We start from the raw sequence: 24,119 nt of genomic DNA, 5'->3' as shown, positions 1-24,119 counted from the left end.
ACTTGGCTGCAAACAACCACCTCTCAAAAATTGCATTCAAGTAAACCGCCAATATAATACCTCCAAATAATTATCATTGAAATAAATTTCGAATATAACAAAGCCTTTCCGAAGAAAGGCTTTGTTGATTAGAGAATTATTAGGAATTAGAATCTGAAGAATTTTCACCCGCACTTTGAGCATTATTGCTATTTGCATAAGCAGCTTGTCCTGTGTGCTCTTCCCATCCAGATGGCGGAGTGACTGGTTCACGATTCATCAATTGTTTAATTTGTTCTTCTTCAATGGTTTCATATTTGACTAATGCATCTTTCATCGCATGAAGAATATCCATATTGTCGATCAAAATCTGTCTTGCTCTCGCATAGTTACGATTTACAATTGCACGAACTTCTTCATCAATTGCATGAGCGGTTTCATCTGACATATGTTTTGCTTTCGCCATTGAACGACCTAAGAAAACCTCGCCCTCATCTTCCGTATAAAGAATCGGACCTAATTTGTCAGAGAATCCCCATTGCGTCACCATATTACGCGCGATATTAGTCGCTACTTTAATATCATTTGATGCACCCGTTGAGATATTTTCTTCACCGTAAATCAAATCTTCTGCTAAACGCCCTGCATACAAGGTAGAAAGCTTACTTTCTAATTGTTTTTGGCTAATGCTAATTTGATCACCTTCAGGCAAGAAGAATGTCACACCCAACGCACGACCACGAGGAATAATAGTCACTTTATGTACAGGATCATGTTCAGGGACTAAATAACCCACAATCGCATGACCTGCTTCGTGATAAGCGGTTGATTCCTTTTGCTTATCCGTCATAATCATTGTGCGACGTTCTGGCCCCATATTGATTTTGTCTTTTGCTTTTTCAAACTCAAGCATAGTTACCGCACGTTTATTGACTCGAGCAGCAAATAAGGCAGCTTCATTGACTAAATTTGCTAAATCTGCACCAGAATAACCTGGTGTACCACGCGCTAGTGTCATTGCATCAACATCTTGCGCAACAGGCACTTTGCGCATATGCACTTTTAAGATTTGCTCACGACCTTTTACATCAGGCAAACCAACAACCACTTGTCGGTCAAAACGACCTGGACGAGTTAAAGCTGGGTCAAGCACATCTGGACGGTTAGTTGCGGCAATAACAATTACGCCGTCATTACCGCTAAAGCCATCCATTTCAACCAGCATTTGGTTTAAGGTTTGTTCACGTTCATCGTGTCCGCCGCCTAAACCCGCACCACGTTGGCGACCCACAGCATCGATTTCATCAATGAAGATTAAGCAAGGTGCATTTTTCTTAGCCTGTTCAAACATATCTCGTACACGTGATGCTCCAACGCCCACAAACATTTCTACGAAATCAGAACCAGAAATAGTGAAAAATGGTACTTTTGCCTCCCCTGCGATAGCACGAGCCAGTAAGGTTTTACCAGTACCTGGAGGCCCTACCATAAGGATACCTTTTGGAATTTTACCACCCAAGTTTTGGAATTTATTCGGATCACGCAAGAAATCAACGATTTCGCCCACTTCTTCTTTTGCTTCATCGCAACCAGCGACATCCGCAAAAGTAACCTTAATCTGATCTTGGTTCAGCATTTTTGCGCGGCTTTTACCAAAGCTCATCGCTTTGCCACCACCGCCTTGCATTTGGCGCATAAAGAATACCCATACGCCCACAAGGAATAACATTGGGAACCAAGAAATTAAAATTTGGGATAAGAAACCACGTTTTTCAAATGGCGTACCTTCCACCTTGACTTTTTTGCTTAACAAATCATCAAGCAATTTTTTGTCTTCAAGTGGGGGCATTACGGTTGAATATTTAGAACCATCCGTTTTCGTTACCGTAATTTCATTAGTATCAAAACGTGCTTCCGTCACTTGTCCGTTGCTTACATCGTAAACAAAGGTTGTATAATCAGTAGAATTATCTACCGAAGAGGAATTAAAACTCTGGTATGCAGTCATCATAATGACTGCGACTACCACCCAAAGCACCAGATTTTTGACCATATCGTTCAAAGTCTAACCTACCTTTCCTAAGTTAAAAAATTTTTTACAAGATACTATACATCATTAGCAATGAAAAGCTATCAAAGCAATTAGCCTTTATAGCCTGTTGCCACAATATATACTTCGCGAGAACGTCCGCGTGATGCTTCAGGCTTACGCACTTTCACCACATTAAATAAAGAACGAATTTCTCTTAAATATTCATCAAAGCCTTCACCTTGGAAAACTTTAACAACAAAGCTTCCTTTGGTTGCCAAGACCTGTTTACACATATCTAAAGCAAGCTCGACCAAATACATTGCGCGTGGAATATCCACTGATGGCATTCCACTAAAATTGGGTGCCATATCAGACATCACAACATCAACTTTATCTTCGCCTACGCGCGCTAATAAAGCATTCAAAACATTTTCATCACGGAAATCGCCTTGTAGAAAATCAACACCTACAATGGGATCCATTTCCAAAATATCACAAGCAATTACACGACCTTTGCCACCAATTTGCCCCACCACATATTGCGACCAACCGCCAGGTGCAGCACCGAGATCGACCACGGTCATTCCTTGTTTAAATAATTTATCCGTTTGCTGAATTTCATCAATCTTAAAATAAGCGCGTGAACGTAACTTTTGCTTATGCGCTTTTTGCACAAATTGATCACTAAAATGTTCATTTAGCCAGCGAGAAGAACTCGCTGAACGTTTTTTCTTTCCCATAATCTTCTATTTTTGGTAGTAGTTTTGCTTATATTTGGTTACAATCTGCCGAATTCAAGCCGAGGCTGATTGAAATCAGTGAAAAACATTGAGAAAATCAACCGCTCTTTTTAATTAGGAATCCTTATGACAACCTTATCAACCAAACAAAAACAATTTTTAAAAGGTCTTGCGCACCATCTTAACCCTGTCGTTATGCTTGGTGGAAATGGCTTAACCGAAGGCGTACTGGCTGAAATTGAAAATGCACTTAATCATCACGAACTCATTAAAGTAAAAGTTGCTGGTGCAGATCGCGAAACAAAACAACTTATTATCGATGCGATTGTGCGTGAAACTAAAGCTGCACAAGTACAAACCATCGGGCATATTTTGGTGCTTTATCGCCCAAGCGAAGAAGCAAAAATTCAGCTTCCATGCAAATAACAACAAAAGTGCGGTCATTTTTAACCGCACTTTTTTTATTTAAATATAATTCACTTCAATAATATCAAACTCAACGACACCGCCAGGCGTTGTAATATTAACGGTATCATCTAACTCTTTACCAATTAAACCTCGCGCAATTGGTGAATTAACCGAAATCAAACCAGATTTAATGTCCGCTTCATCATCGCCTACAATGCGATAAGTGACTTCTTCATCTGTATCTGTATTTACAAGCACAACTGTTGCACCAAAAATGACTTTACCGTTATTTGGCATTTTTGTTACATCAATAATTTGAGCATTACCAAGTTTACCTTCAATCTCTTGAATACGACCTTCACAAAAACCTTGTTGCTCACGAGCTGCATGATATTCTGCATTTTCTTTTAAATCACCGTGCTCGCGTGCTTCTGCTATCGCTTTAATAATTTCTGGACGACGTACATTTTTTAAGAAATCCAATTCTTCACGTAATTGTTCTGCGCCACGCACAGTCATTGGAATTTGTTGCATTGTTTTTCCTTTTACTAAATAAAACAAAAACCACGGCAAAATCCTAAAATCTTGCCGCAGTATTATTAAAAATAAACTTGAAATGAGAAAATGATTTACTCAATTTCATTCGGGGCTTATTATTGTTCGTCTAAAAAAAAATAGCAACCATAACAAACCCAATATGAAAAAATTATCTTCAATTTCAACCGCACTTGGATCCTTTTTACTTTCCGTAAGCTTTAGCCTTCCAACCTTCGCAAACATTAATGTTTCAGACTTAACACAAAAACTGCCTGAAGGCTCTAGCGTAGGTTTCATCGCAAAAAATATAAATCAAAACCAAATTATTGCGGATTATAATGGCTCAACCTTTATGCTTCCTGCGAGCACACAAAAAGTTTTTACAGCTGTTGCCGCTAAACTTGCATTAGGTGATCAATTCCAATTTGAGACCGCTCTTTTGAGTAATGGGAAAATTCAAAATGGGAATTTAGATGGCCACTTAATCGTGCGTTTCACTGGTGATCCAGATCTAACAAGTGGCCAACTTTATACCTTACTTGCAGAATTAAAAAAACAAGGCATCAAAAAAATTAATGGCGATTTAGTATTAGATACCTCTGTTTTTTCGAGTCACGACCGAGGATTAGGTTGGATTTGGAACGATCTGACCATGTGTTTCAACTCTCCCCCATCCGCTGCGAATATTGATAACAACTGTTTTTATGCGGAACTAGATGCCAATCAAAATCCAGGTGAAACAGTAAAAATCAATGTGCCTGCACAATTTCCAATTCAAGTATTTGGACAAGTCTATGTAGCGGATAGCAATGAAGCGCCTTATTGTCAGCTCGATGTTGTTGTACACGACAATAATCGCTATCAAGTAAAAGGATGTTTAGCCCGTCAATCTAAACCTTTTGGCTTAAGCTTTGCCGTGCAAGATACGGATGCTTATGCTGCCGCGATTATTCAACGACAATTAAGACAATTAGGTATTGAGTTTAATGGCAAAGTCATGCTGCCACAAAAACCACAACAAGGTCAGCTATTAGCGAAACATTTATCCAAACCATTACCCGATTTATTGAAAAAAATGATGAAAAAATCGGATAACCAGATTGCTGATTCATTGTTCCGAGCTGTGGCATTCAATTACTATAAACGCCCAGCATCCTTTCAATTAGGCACATTAGCGATTAAGTCGATATTACAAAAACAAGGAATTCGTTTTGGCAACAGTATTTTAGCCGATGGTTCGGGTCTGTCTCGTCATAATCTTGTGGCACCTAAAACGATGCTATCTGTTTTAGAATACATCGCCAAAAACGAAGATAAATTACATTTAATGGAAACTTTCCCCATCGCCGGTGTAGATGGCACGATCAGTGGGCGAGGTGGATTAATTAGCCCGCCATTAGTAAAAAATGTTATCGCTAAAACCGGTTCTTTGAAAGGGGTTTATAACTTAGCCGGCTTTATGACAAATGCTCGAGGGGAAAAAGTGGCCTTTGTTCAATTTATTAATGGCTACTCAACTGGTGATTTAGAAAGCAAAACAAAACGAGCACCATTAGTACAATTTGAGAGTGGCTTATATAACGAAATCTATAAATACTAATAAAGCCTTCTAAAAAACACCGCACTTTACCATCAAAGTGCGGTGTTTTTTTATAGTCGTTTTAATACCATTGATTAATACAATAGATATCAAATGATAATAATTTTCATTGCTTAATTTGTTGTATTTTTTTATACTCGTCACTCTTTTTTAACCTAGATTTAACTTTTTGGAAGCAATTTATGAATTTTAGATTAAGCTTAGTTTACACCGCACTTTTTGCTGGGATTTCTGTTTCTGCGTTAGCAGAAACGCAACATAAAGCTAATACTGAAACGATTGAACAAATTAATGTTCAAGATACAGGTATTAAACAAAATGGTTATCAAACAACAGGGACATCTGTCGTATCAAAAGCCGAAGTGCCTACATTCGACACGCCAAACACAGTCAATATTCTTTCGACCAAACTACTAGAAGATCGCAAACCTGAATCACTCATTGATGCACTTTATAACGTCAGTGGTGTGAGTCAAGCGAATACGTTAGGTGGTATGTTTGATGCTATCCAAAAACGTGGTTTCGGTGGAAACCGTGATAATTCAATTATGCGTAACGGTTTACAAGCTGGCCCAGCTAAAAACTTTAGCGCAACAACTGAAACCGTTGAAGTTTTAAAAGGACCTGCATCTGTACTTTATGGTATTCAAGATCCAGGTGGTGTAGTTAATATCATTACTAAAAAACCACAACAAACACCACGTTATGTAGTTGGTGGAACCTTAGGTAATCATAGCCTGTGGGGAACGCAATTAGATTTTACTGGTGGTTTAGGAAATGGTTTTGCTTACCGCTTTATCTATGACAAACAAGAAAAAGACTACTGGCGTAATTTTGGCAAAGTGAAAAATACGACTTACGCACCCTCTATTTCTTGGGAAAATGATAAAACTAAATTAGTTCTTTCTTATGAACATAAAGATATTCTTGAGCCATTTGATCGTGGTACAAATCTTTTAACGGCAACTAATGCATTACCAGATATTCCTGTATCGCGTCGTTTAGATGAACCAAATAATGAAACAACCGCAAAAACCGATAACATTGATTTTAAAATTGAACACAAATTAAGTGATGGTTGGAAATTAAACGCAGGTTATAGCTACGCTCGTTACAAATATTTCTACGATCAAGCTCGTATTACAAATGTTAACGTTAAAACACGTACAGCCCGCCGTGCAATTGAACAGCAACAAGGTGATCAACGCGTTCATAGCGGTACATTAAATATCGTTGGTGAATTTGGTATTGGTGATATTGCTAACCGCTTTGTAGCCGGTATTGATGCAATGCGTAATATTCGTGATCTTGGTCCAATTTATAACCAAGGCATCATGAATTCTGATATCAATATTAATAATCCAAACTATACCAGCCCTGTTGCGGCACATAAAAATGGTAACGGCAACGCCTACCAATATAACTATCTCAAAACCGTTGGTGTTTATATTCAAGATACCGCCTACTTTACAGATAACTTTATTATGACAGGCGGTTTACGTTATGAGTACTTTGATCAATTTGCAGGACGTCATTGCTTAAATGCAGTAAACTGTAAAAAAGGTCAAAATCTAACAAAAACTGGAAATACCGATCAGCACGATGGTAAATTATTGTATCAATTGGGTGCCGTATATAAATTTTCGCCACATATTGCGACCTTTGCAAACTACTCGGAATCTTTCCGTCCACAAATGAGTGTGGCAACACCTGTTAGCGGAGATTTAAAACCAGAACAAGGTAAATCTTTTGAAATTGGTGCAAAATACGAAAACTCAGGTTTCAATGCGACACTTGCATTATTTAATATCAGCAAACGTAATGTAGCTGAGGCTGTTGGTTCAGGTTCAAATGCACAATTAAATATCGTCGGTAAACAACGTTCTCGTGGTGTGGAATTTGATCTTAATGGTCAAATTACTGATAGTCTAAGCATAGCGGCTAACTATACATACACCAAAGTAAAATCACTTGAAAATGAGCTTTATCCTGATGCAGTAAATCAACAACTTTCTGGTGTACCAAAACATCAAGCTTCTTTATTCCTAGCTTATAACGTAGGTGAATTTGATTTTGGTAACATCCGTGTTGGTGGTGGAGCTCGTTATTTAGGTTCCTGGTATGCCTACAATAATACTTATACAAAAGCATACAAATTACCTCATGCCGTGGTATATGATGCCTTTATTGCTTACGATACTAAAATCTCTGGCAAGAAAGTGTCTTTCCAACTTAACGGTAAAAACTTAACAGATAAAACTTACTATCCATCCACCTCTGGTAATGCAACAAACACGTTAATCCCTGTTGCATTAGGTTATGGACGTGAATTTATCTTCAACACTAAAGTTGAGTTTTAATTGAGCGCACAATAAGGGCGAATATTTCGCCCTTTTTCGTTTTTTACTTTATGGATAATCAATGAACTGGCAAACCGAACTTAATAATAGTTTAAACTGGATTTTAACCGCACTTTTTTGGGTGATATTGTGCTTTAGCGCAACAATGTTAGCCTTAAAACAAACTACTTTCGGCAAAAAATTCTGGTGTATCGTGTCACCATCGATTAATAAAAAAACCAGCATTAAACTAATTTTAATGTTGTTAGTGCTATTTATAATGATATTGTTGGAAGTACGATTTAGTGTACTTAATTCATTTTTTTACAATGGATTGTATAGCTCAATGCAAGAATTAAATATTGAGAAATTTTGGTTCTTTGCAAAACTAAATGCTCTTCTTGTGGTAGCACAAGTTATACATGCTATTGCTGATTACTTCTTTCAACAAGTTTTTGAAATTCGTTGGTTGGAAAATCTTAATGCAACACTTGTTAAACGCTGGCTAAATAAGAAAAAATACTACCGCCTAAAATACGAACGAAATTTACCAGATAATATCGATCAACGTATTGAACAAGATGCGAGAGAATTTATTACCAGTACGGTACAAATTGTGCGAGGCGTGATTAACTCGGTACTCACAACCATTGAATTTACGATTATTTTATGGTCACTTTCTGGTGTGTTAACTTTATTTGGATTTAATATCGAAAAAGGCGTCGTTTTCTTCATTTATGCCTTTATTATTTTTGCAACACTTATGTCTGTTTGGATTGGTCGCCCACTAATTAAGCTAAATTTTACAAAAGAGAAACTCAATGGCGATTATCGTTATTCCTTAATCCGTGTACGAGACAATGCAGAAAGTATTGCTTTTTATAATGGCGAGCCAAAAGAACAAACATTCTTACAACATCAATTCCGTCAAATTATCCATAACCGTTGGTCCATTGTATTAAAAATGTTGGGCTTGAATAGTTTCAACTCAGGGGTAACTCGCGTGGCCAAATTATTGCCTTTAATGTTACAAGCCCCACGTTTCTTTTCTGGCCAAATAAAGCTGGGAGACATGCATCAAACAGTCCAAGCATTTAACCGATTAATGACCGCACTTTCATTTTTCCGCTTGTTCTATGAGCAATTCACACTCTATCAAGCACGCTTAAATCGTCTTTATGGTTTTATAACAAAAATGGATGAATTAGATAAACAAAACGTTCATCATCCTTTTCATTGTTCTCATCGTGTCGCCTTAAAAAACTTTGGTATTAAAGATGAACAAGGTAATGTTCTACTCAATAATTTAAATATTAATTTAGAAAATGGAGATGCCCTATTGATTCAAGGTGCATCTGGAACAGGAAAAACATCGCTACTAAAAGCAATTGCAGGTATCTATCCTTTTGATACCATAGGCATTGCAGAACACCCATGTATGGGAAGTTTATTCCTACCACAACGACCTTATATGCCACAAGGCACTTTACGAGAAGCAATTTGTTATCCAAATATCAATCCAAGTCACACCGAATTAGAACAAACCATGAAGGATTGTGCGCTAGGAAAATATATACAAGCACTTAATGTAAAAAATGACTGGCAAGCAATTTTATCGCCTGGTGAACTTCAAAGAGTGGCGTTTATTCGTATTTTACTCACAAAACCAGATGTCGTATTTCTCGATGAAACGACTTCAGCATTGGATGAAACAACCGAGCATTTACTCTACCAAACAATTAAAGAGCGTTTGCCCGAAATGATCATTCTCAGCGTAGGTCATCGTAGTACATTGCAACAATTTCATAACAAACAACTAAAATTAGATGTATGTTTATTATGTGAAAATTAGAAGAGGACAAGTTACGAATATATAAATCAAATATTTCGTTTATTTTAATGTTGGTCTAAAGAACGCCTATAAAATTAAAATAAAACCATAAAAAAAGCCCTCGATATTCGAGGGCTTAATTTTTTTACTATCGTAATAAAAATTAGCGACGTAAACCTAAACGAGCGATAGTGCTTTGGTATAAAGCAAGATCTGTACGTTTTAAGTAGTCTAAAAGTTTACGACGACGAGAAACCATACGTAATAAACCACGACGACCATGGTGGTCTTTTTTGTGCTCAGCAAAGTGAGCTTGTAAGTGGTTGATTTGTGCAGTTAATAATGCGATTTGAACTTCAGAAGAACCAGTATCTTTCGCATCACGACCAAATTCAGCAACGATTGCTGCTTTTTTTTCAGTACTTAGAGACATTTTTTACTCCTAAAAGGTAGTGTTGTTAATACATCATTCGCCGATCTCTAACTCAGCGATGACAAGGAGCCTGAATTTTAACGATTGAGCAGGATAAAGGCAAGCTTTATTCTACTCATGCCTTAATAAATTAATCTTTCAGCGCTTTAATTTTCTCAATCACGTTTGTAGTTGAACAGCCATTTTCGAAATTCAATACACGAACATCACCGCCGTTCGCCTGCGGCACCTCCCTGCCTTTAAGAAAAACGCCTTCGTCGGGCGTGAAACCAGCGTTTTCGATGCCGATAAAATCCAGTTCCTACCGGCTTAAGCTTGGGCAAAGCTGCTGAATTTGTTGGAGGTAATGTTCAATCATCGCTGTCGCTCGTTTGGGAATTTGGAGTTTATTGTATAAAAGCGGCGGAGCATTGCAAGGGAAAAACTTTTGAAAAACCCACCGCACTTTGACACAATGGGTCAAACAAAATCACTCGCAGGACAACCCATGAACTACACCTTTTCCAGCCCTCGCCTTGAGGAACTCGACCGCTTAATCGAAATCGAAAACGCTGGTTTCACGCCCGACGAAGCCACCACGCCCGAAGCCTTCCGCACCCGTATCGCCACCATCGCCGACAGCTTTATCTCCGCCCGCAACGAGGCGGGCGAAATCGTCGGCTATATCGTCGGCCCGGTGGTAGGCAGCCGCTATATTACCGACGATTTATTCAAAACCACCGTGCCGACCCCCACTACGGGCGGTTTCCAAACCGTATTGAGCCTGGCGGTGCACCCTGATTATCGCGGCAAAGGTATTTCTACCTTGCTGCTCAACGAATTGGCACGGGTCAGCCGCGCCGCTAAACACCAAGCCATTACGCTCACCTGCTTGGCGGAACTGGTGCCCTATTACGAGAAAAACGGTTATGTCAACGAAGGCGTGTCCGAAAGCCAACATGCGGGCGAAGTTTGGTATAGCTTGGTGTTGGCGCTGGCGGAAAAATAATGCCAAAAACGACCGCACTTTTGCCTTACAAGCCGGCTTTAGTAGAAACAGTATCCTTTGGCAGGATTGCGACCGTATCGGCCAAGCCCCCCCCCCACGCGCAGGGCGGCGATTAGGGCTGTCATGGCGGCGGTTTCAAAGGCCTTGAGGGCTTTTAAGTAGGGCGTGAGGTTTTTCATTGTAAAGTTTTTCTTAAGGGTGGAATAAGTTTGTCTTGCTTGGTGGTTGCGAAAAATGCTTTATAATCATCACATTAACAACTTTTGCCGACTACGGTCTGATTTATTTTAACTTTAGTTTGAGGAAAATCATAATGGACATTCAAAAAATCACTGAAGCCCGCTATTCCACCAAAAAATTCGACCCCGCGAAAAAAATCAGCGCGGCGGATTTCGACCAGCTCAAAGCCGCACTGCGCAACGCGCCGTCCAGCGTGAACATCCAGCCGTGGCACTTTGTCATCGCCGACGACGAAGCCGGCAAAGCGCGGGTGGCGAAAGCTATTGTGCCGAACTTCCCGTTTAACGCCGAAAAAGTAAGCGACGCATCGCACGTGGTTGTGTTCGCCGCCCGCACCCACGCCGACGACGCATTTTTAACCGAAATTTTGGAAAAAGAAGACCAGGACGGCCGCTACGCCAACGCCGAATTTAAGGCAGGCGGCGACGGCGCACGCCGCACCTTCTTAGGCATCCACCGCAACCAGTTCAAAGACGAAGCCGAGTGGCTCGCCAAACAAGTGCACATCAATATGGGCTTTGCCATGTTCGCCGCCGTCGCGTTGGGCATCGACGCGGTGCCGATGGAAGGCGCGGATATGGCGGTGCTGAACCAAGAGTTCGGCCTGACCGAAAAAGGCTACACTGCGGTCGCCGTGGTGTCCTTCGGCTACCGCGCGAGCGATGATTTTAATGCGGAACTGCCGAAATCGCGGTTGGCGGAGGAAGTGGTGTTTAGTAAGGCGTGAGTTGGGGTAGGAAAGGTCGTCTGAAAGCTGATTTCGGACGACGTTGATTTGCTGATTACTAAGGATTATGTGCTCAATGTCTGCGCCGTACGGCTGAAACTTCCGAGCTTAATGACTTGGGTAAAGTTGTAGAGGTCGTTGAAATTGCAGTTAGTAGTCATTTTATTCTATAAAACACAATGTATTACTATAAATTTTCAGCTGTGAAATATTCTATCCGCTCCCCAATGAATGTCTTAAAATCATCTAAATAATTTGGATTATTTTGAATCATCGCATCCCAGCATTGATTGAATGCTCCATCTTTATTCTGAGAAAGATTTAACTCAATCATTTTGTCAAATAAAGCATGATTATTAGTGTTATTTAAATGATACTGTAAATTGGTATTTGGATTTTTGGAAAGATATTGTTCAACTAGAAATTTTTCTGGATTATGATCTGTCATTCTTCCAAAAAGAAAGTGGACATTAGCATCATCAGAAAATTTCTGCTCCGAATATGAGGATTTTTGTCCTTTCATATCTGCATCTAGTATGCAGGCATACCCTGTTTTTATTTTTCGTTGTTGATAGGTATCCTTATACAGTTTATAACTATCATATGTTTTATTTGCCGAACCGCAAATAATTACATTTATAGGCTTAGTAAATACATCTTGCTCCATTAGCTCCATAAACATTTTTTCAATTATTTTCTTTGCAATATCATCTTCACAGTAAATATCAAATAGGGTATGTAACTCACTATCCATCTTACATAGCATGGCATTTAAACTTGAATTTTGAATACAAGAAAATTTCCCGTTTTTATTTTCAATGAAAATTCTAGATTTAATTGGTACAGAAGAAAGTATTGTCTGTGAGTGTGATGTGATAATGAATTGTTTACCCTCATACCGTGAAATGTGGTATAGAACATCAAGTAGCCTTCTTTGTATTTTAGGATGAAGACCCGCATCAATTTCATCAATAAGTATCAATCCTTTCTCATCTACTTCAAGTATTTCTGACAAAAGGCGCATTATAGCCTCTTCGCCAGAAGCTGCATTAAAGCTAGAATAATTACCTGAGTTTGAATAGGTAAATATGAGCTTATCTAAATAGTCGCAGTGCTGTTGATTTTGAATAATTTCTTCAAAAATATATGACAAATATTTATTTAATTTATCAATTATAATATCAGATAGACTTAAATTTTGTTGCTGATTCTCATTGGCAATTTTAAAAGCAGCATCTCCAAAATTCCTAGTTGGTAGTAACCTTGATAAATCAATGTATCTAACTTCATGAATTACTCTTTTCTTTTTATCATTAAAGAATTGGGACTCTTTTTTCCCTATACCACTCCACTTTTTAGTTTGATAATTTCTTTTTCCTTGTCTTTCCTCTGTTCTTTTTCCCGTTTTATATGTTAAATAATAAGTCCAATCAAATATTTGTTGATCATACTTAGTCATCCTCATGAATGAGCTCCAAGTATGGCGCTCTAATATTCCATTCTTAATATTTTTCTTATTGAAATCTAAATGGCTACATGCTATTGTCATCAAAATAGTGGTTTTTCCTGTTTTATTTATTCCGGATATAACAGATATAGGATGATTAAAATTTATTTCTAAATTATCTATTTGTTTAAAATGATCAAATCTAATTTTTTTAAGGAAAATGGGAAAGTTCTTTTCATTGCTTAAATCTATATTATCTATATAGTCTCTATCCGAATTTGGAGATATGTTATGTGTATTCATTGATTGCTTCTCTTTAAAGTAAATATAATTTTCTAATTCTATCAAAAATTTTGGTAGTTGATAATCCCATACAACGGCACATTCACCACCCAATCCTCTGCCCGATAATCCGACATGGAAGCCCGCACCGCCAAGTTCGGCTGATATTGTTCCACATAAGATTTCAAACTTTTTGCCCGCAGGTTTTCTTCGGCTTTCACTTCAATCGGGATCACGTCCTGCCCGCGCTGCAATACAAAATCCACTTCCGCCGTACCTTTTTCCGTTGCCCAGTAAAAAATCGGGTTGGGCTGGCCGGCTTGCAGTTGTTGCAGCACATATTGCTCGGTCAATGCGCCTTTAAATTCGGTAAATAAGCGGGTCGGCTCAAGCAACGTAGTCGGGTCTAGCTGGCTTTTTGCGCCGAGCAAGCCCACGTCTAGGCAATAGAGTTTGAAAATGTTTTCTTGATAGCCCGACAGCAGCAGATGCGGTTTTTTGATGCGGTAAACGGGGTAAACCAGCCCGCTGTCTTTGAGCCATTGCAGGGCGAGTTCGTAATCTTTGAAGCGCGCGCCTTTTTGCATATCGGCGAGCACAAATTTTTTGTTTTCCTTGGCAAGCTGCTGCGGCAGGGTGTTCCACAGCGCACGCACACGTATCACAAGACGCGGATCGTCAATGTGTTTGGAAAAATCATATTCATACGCCAGCAGCAGATTTTGCTGCACCGAGCGCACCGCCTGTACGTCTTGCGTATCGGCAAAAGTCTGCACCGCCTCGGGCATACCGCCGACAAAATAATATTGACGCAGGCGGTCGATGTATTTGGTTTTCATCGCCGCAATCAACGCCCAATCTTGCGAGCGCAACAGGTCGTACAGCGGCTTCTCGTCCAGCGCCAGCAGAAATTCGCCGAAATCCATCGGATACATCGGCAAAAATTCCACCTTGCCCACAGGGAACGACACGCCCTGATGCAACGCCACGCCGAGCAGCGAACCGGCGGCGATAATCGGCAAGTGCGGTGCTTTTTCGTAAAAATATTTCAGCGCGGTCAGGGCTTGCGGCACTGCCTGAATTTCGTCAAAAATCAACAGGGTATTGTCGGCGTTAATGCTCACACCCGCCTCGATGGACAAGCCGAGCAGCAGGCGGTTGATGTCAAAATCGCCGCCAAACAGGGCTTGCATCTGCGGATTGTTGTCAAAATTGATATAGGCGACTTGTTCAAATTCCGCCGCGCCAAAGGTTTTCATCACCCAAGTTTTGCCCACTTGGCGCGCGCCTTGAATAATCAGCGGCTTGCGATTGGGTTTGCGTTTCCATTGGGAAAGGGATTGAAGAATATGGCGTTGCATAGGCTACTCCTTTTCAGTTTTTGGTTGGAATTATAGTGGGGAAAAATACATTTTTCCAACGAAAAAATGCTAGATGCCACATTTTTACAAAGGAAGTTTGGATTTGAAGTGCGGTTGGTTTGGGAAAAGTTTTTCCGCTGTATCGTGCCGTTGCGCAGGTAGCCTGAAAAGCGGGACGACAAAAACGCCCGCAAATCCCACCGCACTTTTTCCCGTTTAGCGCTCTTTTCTACTCTGAAGTAAAAGATGCCATTGAAGAAGTCGCAATTAGCAAAAAACTTAACCAATATCAAAACGTAGGTAAAGAAGCGTTTAAAGGAGTTGAACTCTCCGTTAATCTTTTTGCAACGGATAATTTAACGTTAGGGGCAAACTACACCTATACCCATGCAAAAAATAAAACCCAAGATCTCATTGTGAAGAACGTGCCAAAACATAAATTCTTTGCATTTATTGATTGGAAAATGTTACCAAATCTTTCACTTTATGTGAGCCAAGAAGCGGATGTATCAAACCTCTTTGATAAAAACGACTACTATCAAGCTGGCTACCCAGAAGAAGGACGCATTTATTTCGGCAATATCCGATATAAATTCTAAAATAAAAAACGGGCAACTTGTAAAACAGGTTGCCCGTATTGTTTTTATAAAGTCATTAATCTTTCAGCGCTTTGATTTTCTCAATCACGTTTGTAGTTGAACAGCCATTTTCGAAATTCAATACGCGAACATCGCCGCCATTCGCCCACACTTCTTTACTGCCTGCAATCTCTTCGGGTTTGTAATCTCCGCCTTTGACTAAAAGGTCTGGTAGAATTTCGCCGATTAAACGTTGTGGTGTATCTTCAGTGAATGGCACCAACCAGTCCACTGATGCCAAACCAGCCAATACCGCCATACGAGTTTCAAGATTATTAATTGGGCGACTATCACCTTTTAAGCGTTTAACAGAATCATCGCTGTTTACCGCGACAATTAAACGATCACCCAATTTACGTGCATTTTCTAAATAAGAAACATGCCCTGGATGCAAAATATCGAAACAGCCATTAGTCATCACAATTTTTTCACCGCGCGCTTTAGCTTGTGCGACAGCATCTTTTAATTCAGCTTCACTCATAATGCCAAATCCAGTTTCAGGACGAGCATGAATCGCATTTTCAAGTTCCACAGTCGAAACCGTTGAAGTCCCCAATTTCCCCACCACAATTCCAGCAGCAACATTGGCTAGGTAACAAGATTCTTCGAAAGAACGTCCATCTGCTAATGCGGTTGCTAATACGCTAATGACAGTGTCACCAGCTCCCGTCACATCAAACACTTCTTTTGCAACGGTTGGCAAATGATAAGGCTCTTGATTTGGGCGTAATAATGTCATGCCTTTTTCAGAACGCGTCACCAAAAGTGCGGTTAATTCAATATCAGAAATTAATTTTAAACCTTTCTCAATAATCTCTTCTTCTGTATTACATTTACCCACAACAGCTTCAAACTCAGACATATTGGGCGTCAATAATGTCGCACCACGATAACGTTCAAAATCAGTTCCCTTTGGATCAATTAACACAGGCACATTCGCTTTGCGTGCAATTTGAATCATTTTCTGAACATCTTTAAGCGTGCCTTTACCATAATCAGAAAGAATCAAAGCACCGTAATTTTTCACCGCACTTTCTAACTTCGCTAATAAATCCTTGCAATCTACATTATTGAAATCTTCTTCAAAATCAAGGCGAAGTAACTGTTGGTGACGAGATAAAATACGTAATTTAGTGATGGTTGGATGGGTCTCTAATGCAACAAAATTACAATCGATTTTTTGTTTTTCTAATAAGTGGGAAAGTGCCGAACCAGTTTCATCTTGTCCAATCAATCCCATTAACTGAACGAGTACATTAAGTGAAGCAATATTCATCGCCACATTTGCTGCACCACCCGCACGCTCTTCATTTTCTTGTACACGAACTACTGGTACAGGTGCTTCTGGTGAAATACGATTGGTTGCGCCGAACCAATAACGATCAAGCATCACATCGCCTAATACGAGTACTTTTGCTTGCTTAAATTCTGCTGAATATTGAGCCATTTTAAAATCTCTCTATTTGAATAACCAAAATTGTGGCGATTTTACCACAACTCAAATTTACGATAAACTACGCCCCTAACTTACGTGGAAAGAACAATGAAAAACGAAAAACTCCCTCAATTTCAACCGCACTTTTTAGCCCCAAAATACTGGCTGTTTTGGTTAGGCGTGGCAATTTGGCGAAGTATTTTATGTCTTCCCTACCCTATTTTGCGCCATATTGGTCATGGTCTCGGGTGGCTGTTTTCACATTTAAAAGTGGGTAAACGTCGAGCTGCCATTGCACGCCGTAATCTTGAACTTTGTTTCCCTGATATGCCTGAAAACGAGCGTGAGGCGATTTTGCAAGAAAATCTCCGCTCAGTAGGCATGGCAATTATCGAAACAGGTATGGCTTGGTTTTGGTCGGATTCACGTATCAAAAAATGGTCAAAAGTTGAAGGCTTACATTATCTAAAAGAAAATCAAAAAGATGGAATTATTCTCGTCGGTGTTCATTTCTTAACGCTAGAACTTGGCGCACGCATTCTTGGTTTGCATCATCCCGGCATTGGTGTTTATCGTCCAAATGATAATCCTTTGCTTGATTGGCTACAAACGCAAGGTCGTTTACGCTCCAATAAAGATATGCTTGATCGTAAAGATTTGCGTGGGATGATCAAAGCCCTACGCAATGAAGAAACCATTTGGTATGCGCCTGATCATGATTACGGCAGGAAAAATGCCGTTTTTGTACCCTTTTTTGCGGTGTCCGATGCTTGCACAACCACTGGTAGTTATTATTTATTGAAATCCTCACCAAACAGCAAAGTGATTCCATTTGCCCCATTACGCAATAAAGATGGTTCAGGCTATACCGTGAGCATTTCAGCGCCTGTTGATTTTACGGATTTACAAGATGAAACGGCGATTGCTACGCGAATGAATCAAATCGTTGAAAAGGAAATAATGAAGGACATAACGATATACATGTGGCTACATCGTCGTTTCAAAACGCGTCCAGATGAAAATACGCCTAGTTTATACGATTAAAAGTGCGGTCGAATATCACCGCACTTTTTGATAGAATTTTCTCAAATTTAAAAAATTAACGACTCATCTAACCATGACAACCAATTATTCAGCTCAAGAAATTACCGTTCTTAAAGATCTCGAGCCGGTGCAAATTCGCCCCGGTATGTATACAGACACCACTCGTCCGAATCACCTCGCACAAGAAGTTATTGATAACAGCGTGGATGAAGCCCTCGCGGGTTTTGCCACAAAAATTGAAGTAATTTTACACCCAGATCAATCCATTGAAGTTACAGATAATGGTCGCGGTATGCCTGTGGATATTCACCCAACCGAGGGGGTTTCTGGCGTAGAAGTGATTCTGACTAAACTACATGCAGGAGGTAAATTCTCCAATAAAAATTATGAATTTGCGGGTGGTTTACACGGTGTGGGGATTTCTGTGGTGAACGCCCTTTCTGAACGCGTGGATATTCAAGTCAAACGTAATGGTGAAGTGTATAAAATTGCCTTTGAAAACGGCAATAAAGTAGAAGAATTGGAAGTTATTGGGACTTGTGGCCGACGCACAACAGGAACAACTGTTCACTTCAAACCGAATCCAAAATATTTTGACAGCGCAAAATTTTCCGTTAGCCGCCTACGCCATTTATTAAGAGCGAAAGCAGTACTCTGCTCAGGGCTTGAAATCAAATTCATTGATAAAGTAAACAATACTCAAGACATTTGGTTATATGAAGATGGTCTTTCCGATTACCTTATCGAAGCAGTAAATGGCTTTGAAACCCTTCCGGAAAAACCATTCGTTGGTGAATTTAAAGGAACAAATGAAGCGGTTAGCTGGGCATTACTTTGGTTGCCAGAAGGTGGTGAACTGATTGGCGAAAGCTACGTAAACTTAATTCCAACAATTCAAGGCGGAACACATGTTAATGGACTACGTCAAGGATTATTAGATGCCATTCGTGAATTTTGCGAATTTAGAAATCTATTACCACGCGGGGTAAAACTTACCGCTGATGATATTTGGGATCGTTGTTCTTACATTCTTTCCCTTAAAATGCAGGATGCGCAATTCGCGGGGCAAACTAAGGAACGCTTATCATCACGCCAAAGTGCAGTGTTTGTCAGCGGTGTTTTAAAAGATGCGTTCAGTCTATGGCTCAACCAAAACGTACAAGACGCTGAAAAATTAGCAGAAATTGCCATTAGTTCTGCACAACGCCGATTACGCGCAGCAAAAAAAGTCGTACGAAAAAAACTTGTTAGTGGCCCTGCATTACCAGGGAAATTAGCAGATTGTGGCTCACAGGATTTAGAAAAAACGGAATTATTTTTAGTGGAGGGCGACTCTGCGGGCGGTTCAGCAAAACAAGCCCGTGATCGCGAATATCAAGCGATTTTGCCGTTACGTGGGAAAATCTTAAACACATGGGAAGTTTCCCCTGATCAAGTATTAGGTTCAACAGAAATTCACGATATCGCCGTGGCTCTAGGGATCGATCCTGACAGCAATGATTTATCACAACTTCGCTATGGTAAAGTCTGTATTCTCGCGGATGCTGACTCCGATGGTCTGCATATTGCCACCCTACTCTGTGCCCTGTTCTTACGTCATTTTCCGAAATTGGTACAAGATGGTCACGTTTACGTCGCAATGCCACCACTTTATCGCATTGACTTAAATAAAGAAGTCTTCTACGCATTAGATGAAAATGAAAAAGAGGCGATTTTAGATCGATTGAAAAATAAAAAAGGCAAACCGAATGTTCAACGTTTTAAAGGTTTAGGTGAAATGAATCCATCGCAATTACGTGAAACAACAATGGATCCTAATACTCGTCGCCTTGTTCAATTAACTTATGATTTAGAGGAAAACCAAGGCGCGGATACATTAGAACTCATGGATATGTTATTAGCGAAAAAACGTTCCGAAGACCGTAAAAATTGGTTACAAGCGAAAGGCGATCAGGTTGATTTATCTGTTTAGACTAAATTAATCTCAGTAAATCCGAATTTTAATAAATTAAGAATCTATTCAATTAACAGAAACCAAAATGACAAATATCAATTATGAAGGCATTGAGCAAATGCCTCTACGTACCTTCACCGAAAGGGCTTATCTCAACTATTCCATGTATGTCATCATGGATCGTGCGTTGCCTTTTATCGGTGACGGTTTAAAACCCGTTCAACGCCGTATTGTATATGCGATGTCTGAACTTGGCTTGAATGCTACGGCAAAATACAAAAAATCTGCCCGTACCGTCGGTGATGTACTCGGTAAATTCCACCCACATGGTGACAGCGCTTGTTATGAAGCAATGGTGTTAATGGCACAACCCTTCTCTTATCGTTATCCGCTTGTAGATGGTCAAGGTAACTGGGGGGCGCCAGATGATCCCAAATCCTTCGCTGCCATGCGTTATACAGAATCGCGCCTTTCTAAAATCTCTGAAATCTTGTTGAGTGAACTCGGACAAGGAACAGTTGATTATCAACCAAACTTTGATGGAACCTTGGCCGAACCACAGTATTTACCTGCTCGTTTGCCTCATATTTTATTGAACGGCACAACAGGTATTGCTGTGGGTATGGCGACAGATATTCCACCACACAATATTAACGAAATTGCTGATGCGGCAGTAATGTTGCTAGATAATCCCAATGCGGGATTAGATGATGTACTTGAAATTGTTCAAGGCCCAGATTTTCCAACAGAAGCGGAAATTATTTCGCCAAAATCAGAAATTCGTAAAATTTATGAGCAAGGTCGTGGCTCAATAAAAATGCGTGCAACTTGGAAAAAAGAAGACGGCGAGATTATTATCTCGGCACTTCCGCATCAATCTTCGCCATCCAAAGTTATTGCACAAATAGCCGAACAAATGACGGCAAAAAAACTGCCAATGCTAGAAGATATTCGTGATGAAGCCGATCACGAAAATCCAATTCGCATTGTGCTAGTTCCTCGCTCAAATCGCGTCGATACTGATGCGTTAATGGCACATTTATTTGCTACCACAGATCTTGAAAAAAGCTACCGTGTAAATATGAATATGATCGGGCTTGATCATAAACCTGCGGTAAAAGGCTTATTAGAAATCTTAAATGAATGGCTTACTTTCCGCCGAACAACCGTGACTCGTCGCCTTCAATATCGCTTAGATAAAGTACTCTCTCGCTTGCATATTTTAGAAGGCTTGATGATAGCCTTTTTAAATATTGATGAGGTTATCGAAATTATACGCCACGAAGATGATCCAAAAGCAGAGCTTATGGCACGCTTTAATTTAAGCGATGAACAAGCCGATGCAATTTTAAATTTACGCTTACGTCATTTAGCGAAATTAGAAGAAAACCAACTCAAAGCTGAACAAGATGAACTTGAAAAAGAGCGGTTAAATTTAGAAGCAATTTTAGGATCAGAACGCCGTTTGAATACGCTTATCAAAAAAGAAATTCAAGAAGATGCGAAAAAATATGCCAGTCCACGGATGTCTCAACTGGTCGAACGTGAAGAAGCCAAAATGATCTCTGAAAGTGACATGACGCCAGCAGAGCCTGTCACTGTCATCTTATCCGAAATGGGCTGGGTACGTTGCGCCAAAGGACACGATATCGATCCTAAATCATTAAGCTACAAAGCGGGTGATAATTATCGAGCTCACGCTTGTGGCAAGAGTAATCAAGCCGTTGTATTCATTGATAGTACAGGGCGGAGTTATGCACTCGACCCGCTTTCATTACCTTCCGCACGTTCGCAAGGTGAACCACTCACGGGTAAGCTAAATTTACCAGCTGGAGCGATCATTGAATATGTCGTAATGGCGAGTGAACAGCAAGAATTATTGATGGCTTCTGATGCAGGTTATGGTTTTATTTGTAAATTTGAAGATTTAATTGCTCGCAATAAAGCAGGAAAAGCCTTGATTTCTTTGCCAGAAAATGCCAAAGTGTTAGAACCTAAAATTCTGCCGAATGCAACCGCACTTCTCATTGCGCTAACATCAGCAGGCAGAATGTTGATTTTTCCGGCAAAAGATTTACCGGTATTATCAAAAGGTAAAGGCAATAAAATTGTCACTATTCCCGCTGCGAATGCAAAAGATCGTAGCGAATTATTGATAAAATTATTGCTCATTTCAGGTCAAGCAAGTCTTGAATTTCATTCTGGCAAACGAAAACTCACATTAAAACCGGAAGATCTGCAGAAGTTCCGAGCAGAACGAGGCAGAAAAGGTTCGACATTACCACGCGGATTACATACCAATGTTGAAATACTGGTAATCGAACCGCAACACAACACATAATTTAAACACAACATAGGGAGATCCAATTTATGAGTCATACATTTAGCACGTATGAAACCCTTGCACTAGCAAGCTTAGTCTTGCTCTTGGGTTATTTTCTCGTTAAACGAATCAGCATCTTAAAAACCTTCAACATTCCTGAGCCAGTTGTTGGTGGTTTTATTGTTGCCATTGGTCTTTTAATTTGGCATAAAGTCGATGGAACATCCTTTAACTTTGATAAAAATTTGCAAACTACCATGATGTTAGTGTTCTTCACTTCCATTGGTTTAAGCGCAAACTTTTCCCGTTTAATTAAAGGCGGAAAACCACTTATCGTATTTTTATTTGTCGCTGGTTTACTGATTATTTGTCAAAATATTATTGGTATCGCGGGTTCATTAGCATTAGGTATCCACCCAGCATACGGTTTATTAGCGGGTTCTGTCACATTAACTGGCGGTCATGGTACGGGTGCAGCTTGGGCTGATACATTCGTTCATCAATTTAATCTACAAGGTGCAACTGAAATAGCGATGGCTTGTGCAACCTTTGGTTTAGTCTTTGGTGGTATCATTGGTGGTCCTGTTGCACGTTTCTTATTAAATCGTCAAAAACAAGGCGAAAACCCTGAAAATGATGAAGTTGATGATGTTCAAGAAGCCTTTGAACATCCAACTTACAAACGTAAAATTACTTCACGTTCTTTAATTGAAACTATTGCAATGATGTCTATCTGTTTGCTTATCGGACAATATTTAGATGCACAAACAAAAGGTACAGCACTTCAATTACCAACTTTCGTATGGTGTTTATTTACTGGTGTAATTATCCGCAATATTTTAACCAATATCTTTCGTTTCCAAGTGGCTGAATCCGCTATTGATGTATTAGGTAGCGTGGGTTTATCAATCTTCTTAGCGATCGCTTTAATGTCGTTAAAACTTTGGGAACTTGCAGGTTTAGCTGTCGATGTATTAGTCGTTCTTGCTATTCAAGTTGCATTTATGGCTGCCTTTGCAATCTTCATCACTTATCGTGCAATGGGTAAAGATTATGATGCTGTCGTATTAAGCGCAGGTCACTGTGGTTTCGGTTTGGGGGCAACTCCGACTGCAGTCGCAAATATGCAAGCGGTCACCAGCCGTTTTGGGCCATCACACAAAGCATTTTTAATCGTTCCAATGGTCGGTGCATTCTTTATCGACTTAATCAACGCTGCGCTATTAAAAGTCTCATTTGCAGTTGTAAATATGCTCGCGTAAAGTGCGGTTGAAATTGATAATATTTTAGAGAAATGCCTTTATCTTGAATTGATAAAGGCATTTATTTTAAGGAAGAAAAACAAAAGGAAAAATTATGCACGAATTATCTCTTTGTCAAAATATGCTGGAAATAGTAGAACAACAATGTAAAAGTCACGATATAAAAAAAGTCACGGATCTTTGGTTGGAAATTGGCGCACTCTCTTGTGTAGAACCAGACGCATTAGAATTTTGTTTTGACATAACTTTTCAAGGCACGGCTGCTGAAGGCTGTAAACTACATCTCATTCCTATAGCAGCGCAAGCCTGGTGTTGGCAGTGTCAAAAATTGGTTGAGATACAAGCGCATCATGATTCTTGTCCAAATTGTGGCAGCATACACTTGCAACGACAAAGTGGTGATGAATTACGTATTAAAGAAATTGCCTTTGAATAAACCACTCTTTTTTAGCATTTCCAATATTCTTACCCATATCATATTTCATTAAGCATAAAAAAGGACAGGCATAAAGCCTGTCC

18 protein-coding genes and 1 pseudogene are annotated in these 24,119 nt (G+C 39.8%); 12 read left to right on the top strand and 7 right to left on the bottom strand.

Annotation, left to right across the window (positions count from 1 at the left end; genetic code table 11):
- Positions 1 to 139: 139 nt before the first annotated feature.
- Together ftsH and rlmE are read right to left on the bottom strand one after the other, a co-directional pair.
- Positions 140 to 2,032 carry an ATP-dependent zinc metalloprotease FtsH gene (gene ftsH, locus DV415_RS03860; protein WP_118790063.1) on the bottom strand — a complete coding sequence of 631 codons (1,893 nt, stop codon included), beginning with the start codon at positions 2,030 to 2,032 and terminating at the stop codon, positions 140 to 142.
- An 89-nt stretch (positions 2,033 to 2,121) separates the two neighbouring features.
- Positions 2,122 to 2,751 (bottom strand): 23S rRNA (uridine(2552)-2'-O)-methyltransferase RlmE, encoded by a 630-nt coding sequence (gene rlmE / locus DV415_RS03855; RefSeq protein WP_005637911.1) that lies wholly within the window; start codon positions 2,749 to 2,751, stop codon positions 2,122 to 2,124.
- A 126-nt stretch (positions 2,752 to 2,877) separates the two neighbouring features.
- Between rlmE and yhbY the strand changes: the two genes are divergently transcribed.
- A complete protein-coding gene (yhbY, locus tag DV415_RS03850; protein ID WP_118790062.1) occupies positions 2,878 to 3,177 on the top strand; it encodes a ribosome assembly RNA-binding protein YhbY in 300 nt (99 codons plus the stop codon).
- A 39-nt stretch (positions 3,178 to 3,216) separates the two neighbouring features.
- Here yhbY and greA read toward each other — a convergent pair whose 3' ends face one another.
- The gene (greA, locus tag DV415_RS03845) at positions 3,217 to 3,693 is read right to left on the bottom strand and encodes a transcription elongation factor GreA (protein ID WP_005637913.1); all 477 of its coding nucleotides are present in this window, start codon (positions 3,691 to 3,693) and stop codon (positions 3,217 to 3,219) included.
- A 163-nt stretch (positions 3,694 to 3,856) separates the two neighbouring features.
- Here greA and dacB point away from each other — a divergent pair, with 163 nt between their 5' ends.
- The 3 genes from dacB (at position 3,857) to DV415_RS03830 (ending at position 9,487) form a co-directional block, all read left to right on the top strand.
- Positions 3,857 to 5,296 carry a serine-type D-Ala-D-Ala carboxypeptidase gene (gene dacB / locus DV415_RS03840; RefSeq protein WP_118790061.1) on the top strand — a complete coding sequence of 480 codons (1,440 nt, stop codon included), beginning with the start codon at positions 3,857 to 3,859 and terminating at the stop codon, positions 5,294 to 5,296.
- Between the two features lie 182 nt (positions 5,297 to 5,478).
- The gene (locus tag DV415_RS03835; RefSeq protein ID WP_118790060.1) at positions 5,479 to 7,656 is read left to right on the top strand and encodes a TonB-dependent siderophore receptor; all 2,178 of its coding nucleotides are present in this window, start codon (positions 5,479 to 5,481) and stop codon (positions 7,654 to 7,656) included.
- Positions 7,657 to 7,717: 61 nt separating this feature from the next.
- Entirely contained in the window at positions 7,718 to 9,487 is a 1,770-nt protein-coding gene (locus DV415_RS03830) for an ABC transporter ATP-binding protein/permease (RefSeq protein WP_118790059.1), read from the top strand.
- Positions 9,488 to 9,629: 142 nt separating this feature from the next.
- On the opposite strand, the gene rpsO is transcribed toward DV415_RS03830, so the two are convergent.
- Positions 9,630 to 9,899 carry a 30S ribosomal protein S15 gene (gene rpsO / locus DV415_RS03825; protein WP_005628925.1) on the bottom strand — a complete coding sequence of 90 codons (270 nt, stop codon included), beginning with the start codon at positions 9,897 to 9,899 and terminating at the stop codon, positions 9,630 to 9,632.
- A 487-nt stretch (positions 9,900 to 10,386) separates the two neighbouring features.
- Between rpsO and DV415_RS03820 the strand changes: the two genes are divergently transcribed.
- Complete coding sequence (locus DV415_RS03820; RefSeq protein WP_118790169.1) at positions 10,387 to 10,887, top strand: GNAT family N-acetyltransferase; 501 nt, start codon at positions 10,387 to 10,389, stop codon at positions 10,885 to 10,887.
- 313 nt (positions 10,888 to 11,200) lie between these two features.
- Positions 11,201 to 11,854 carry an oxygen-insensitive NAD(P)H nitroreductase gene (gene nfsB, locus DV415_RS03815; RefSeq protein ID WP_118790058.1) on the top strand — a complete coding sequence of 218 codons (654 nt, stop codon included), beginning with the start codon at positions 11,201 to 11,203 and terminating at the stop codon, positions 11,852 to 11,854.
- Positions 11,855 to 12,041: 187 nt separating this feature from the next.
- Here nfsB and DV415_RS03810 read toward each other — a convergent pair whose 3' ends face one another.
- Both DV415_RS03810 and DV415_RS03805 read right to left on the bottom strand, forming a co-directional pair.
- On the bottom strand, positions 12,042 to 13,604 hold the full coding sequence (locus tag DV415_RS03810) for an AAA family ATPase (protein ID WP_118790057.1): 1,563 nt from the start codon (positions 13,602 to 13,604) through the stop codon (positions 12,042 to 12,044).
- Between the two features lie 41 nt (positions 13,605 to 13,645).
- Positions 13,646 to 14,944 (bottom strand): ATP-binding protein, encoded by a 1,299-nt coding sequence (locus DV415_RS03805; protein ID WP_118790056.1) that lies wholly within the window; start codon positions 14,942 to 14,944, stop codon positions 13,646 to 13,648.
- A gap of 221 nt (positions 14,945 to 15,165) precedes the next feature.
- Here DV415_RS03805 and DV415_RS10415 point away from each other — a divergent pair.
- Positions 15,166 to 15,543, top strand: a pseudogene (locus tag DV415_RS10415) (TonB-dependent receptor domain-containing protein); the annotation flags it as partial.
- A 55-nt stretch (positions 15,544 to 15,598) separates the two neighbouring features.
- Here DV415_RS10415 and hldE read toward each other — a convergent pair.
- Positions 15,599 to 17,029 carry a bifunctional D-glycero-beta-D-manno-heptose-7-phosphate kinase/D-glycero-beta-D-manno-heptose 1-phosphate adenylyltransferase HldE gene (hldE, locus tag DV415_RS03795; RefSeq protein WP_118794419.1) on the bottom strand — a complete coding sequence of 477 codons (1,431 nt, stop codon included), beginning with the start codon at positions 17,027 to 17,029 and terminating at the stop codon, positions 15,599 to 15,601.
- A 96-nt stretch (positions 17,030 to 17,125) separates the two neighbouring features.
- On the opposite strand from hldE, the gene htrB reads away from it, so the two are divergent.
- From htrB to hypA, 5 genes are all read left to right on the top strand, one after another.
- Positions 17,126 to 18,061 carry a lipid A biosynthesis lauroyl acyltransferase HtrB gene (gene htrB, locus DV415_RS03790; protein ID WP_118790053.1) on the top strand — a complete coding sequence of 312 codons (936 nt, stop codon included), beginning with the start codon at positions 17,126 to 17,128 and terminating at the stop codon, positions 18,059 to 18,061.
- Positions 18,062 to 18,134: 73 nt separating this feature from the next.
- Positions 18,135 to 20,033, top strand: a complete 1,899-nt coding sequence (gene parE / locus DV415_RS03785; RefSeq protein ID WP_118788423.1) for a DNA topoisomerase IV subunit B — start codon at positions 18,135 to 18,137, stop codon at positions 20,031 to 20,033.
- Positions 20,034 to 20,100: 67 nt separating this feature from the next.
- Positions 20,101 to 22,356, top strand: coding sequence for a DNA topoisomerase IV subunit A (parC, locus tag DV415_RS03780; protein WP_118788424.1), 2,256 nt, complete (start codon positions 20,101 to 20,103; stop codon positions 22,354 to 22,356).
- 29 nt (positions 22,357 to 22,385) lie between these two features.
- Positions 22,386 to 23,600 carry a sodium/glutamate symporter gene (gltS, locus tag DV415_RS03775; protein ID WP_118788425.1) on the top strand — a complete coding sequence of 405 codons (1,215 nt, stop codon included), beginning with the start codon at positions 22,386 to 22,388 and terminating at the stop codon, positions 23,598 to 23,600.
- A 94-nt stretch (positions 23,601 to 23,694) separates the two neighbouring features.
- Positions 23,695 to 24,036 carry a hydrogenase maturation nickel metallochaperone HypA gene (gene hypA, locus DV415_RS03770; protein WP_005633520.1) on the top strand — a complete coding sequence of 114 codons (342 nt, stop codon included), beginning with the start codon at positions 23,695 to 23,697 and terminating at the stop codon, positions 24,034 to 24,036.
- The last annotated feature ends 83 nt before the right edge of the window (positions 24,037 to 24,119 follow it).

This window comes from Haemophilus haemolyticus, assembly GCF_003490595.1.
In the GTDB taxonomy this organism is placed as follows: domain Bacteria; phylum Pseudomonadota; class Gammaproteobacteria; order Enterobacterales; family Pasteurellaceae; genus Haemophilus; species Haemophilus haemolyticus_L.
Note: the sequence above shows the minus strand (reverse complement) of the source record. Positions and strands in the feature narration are given on the sequence as shown.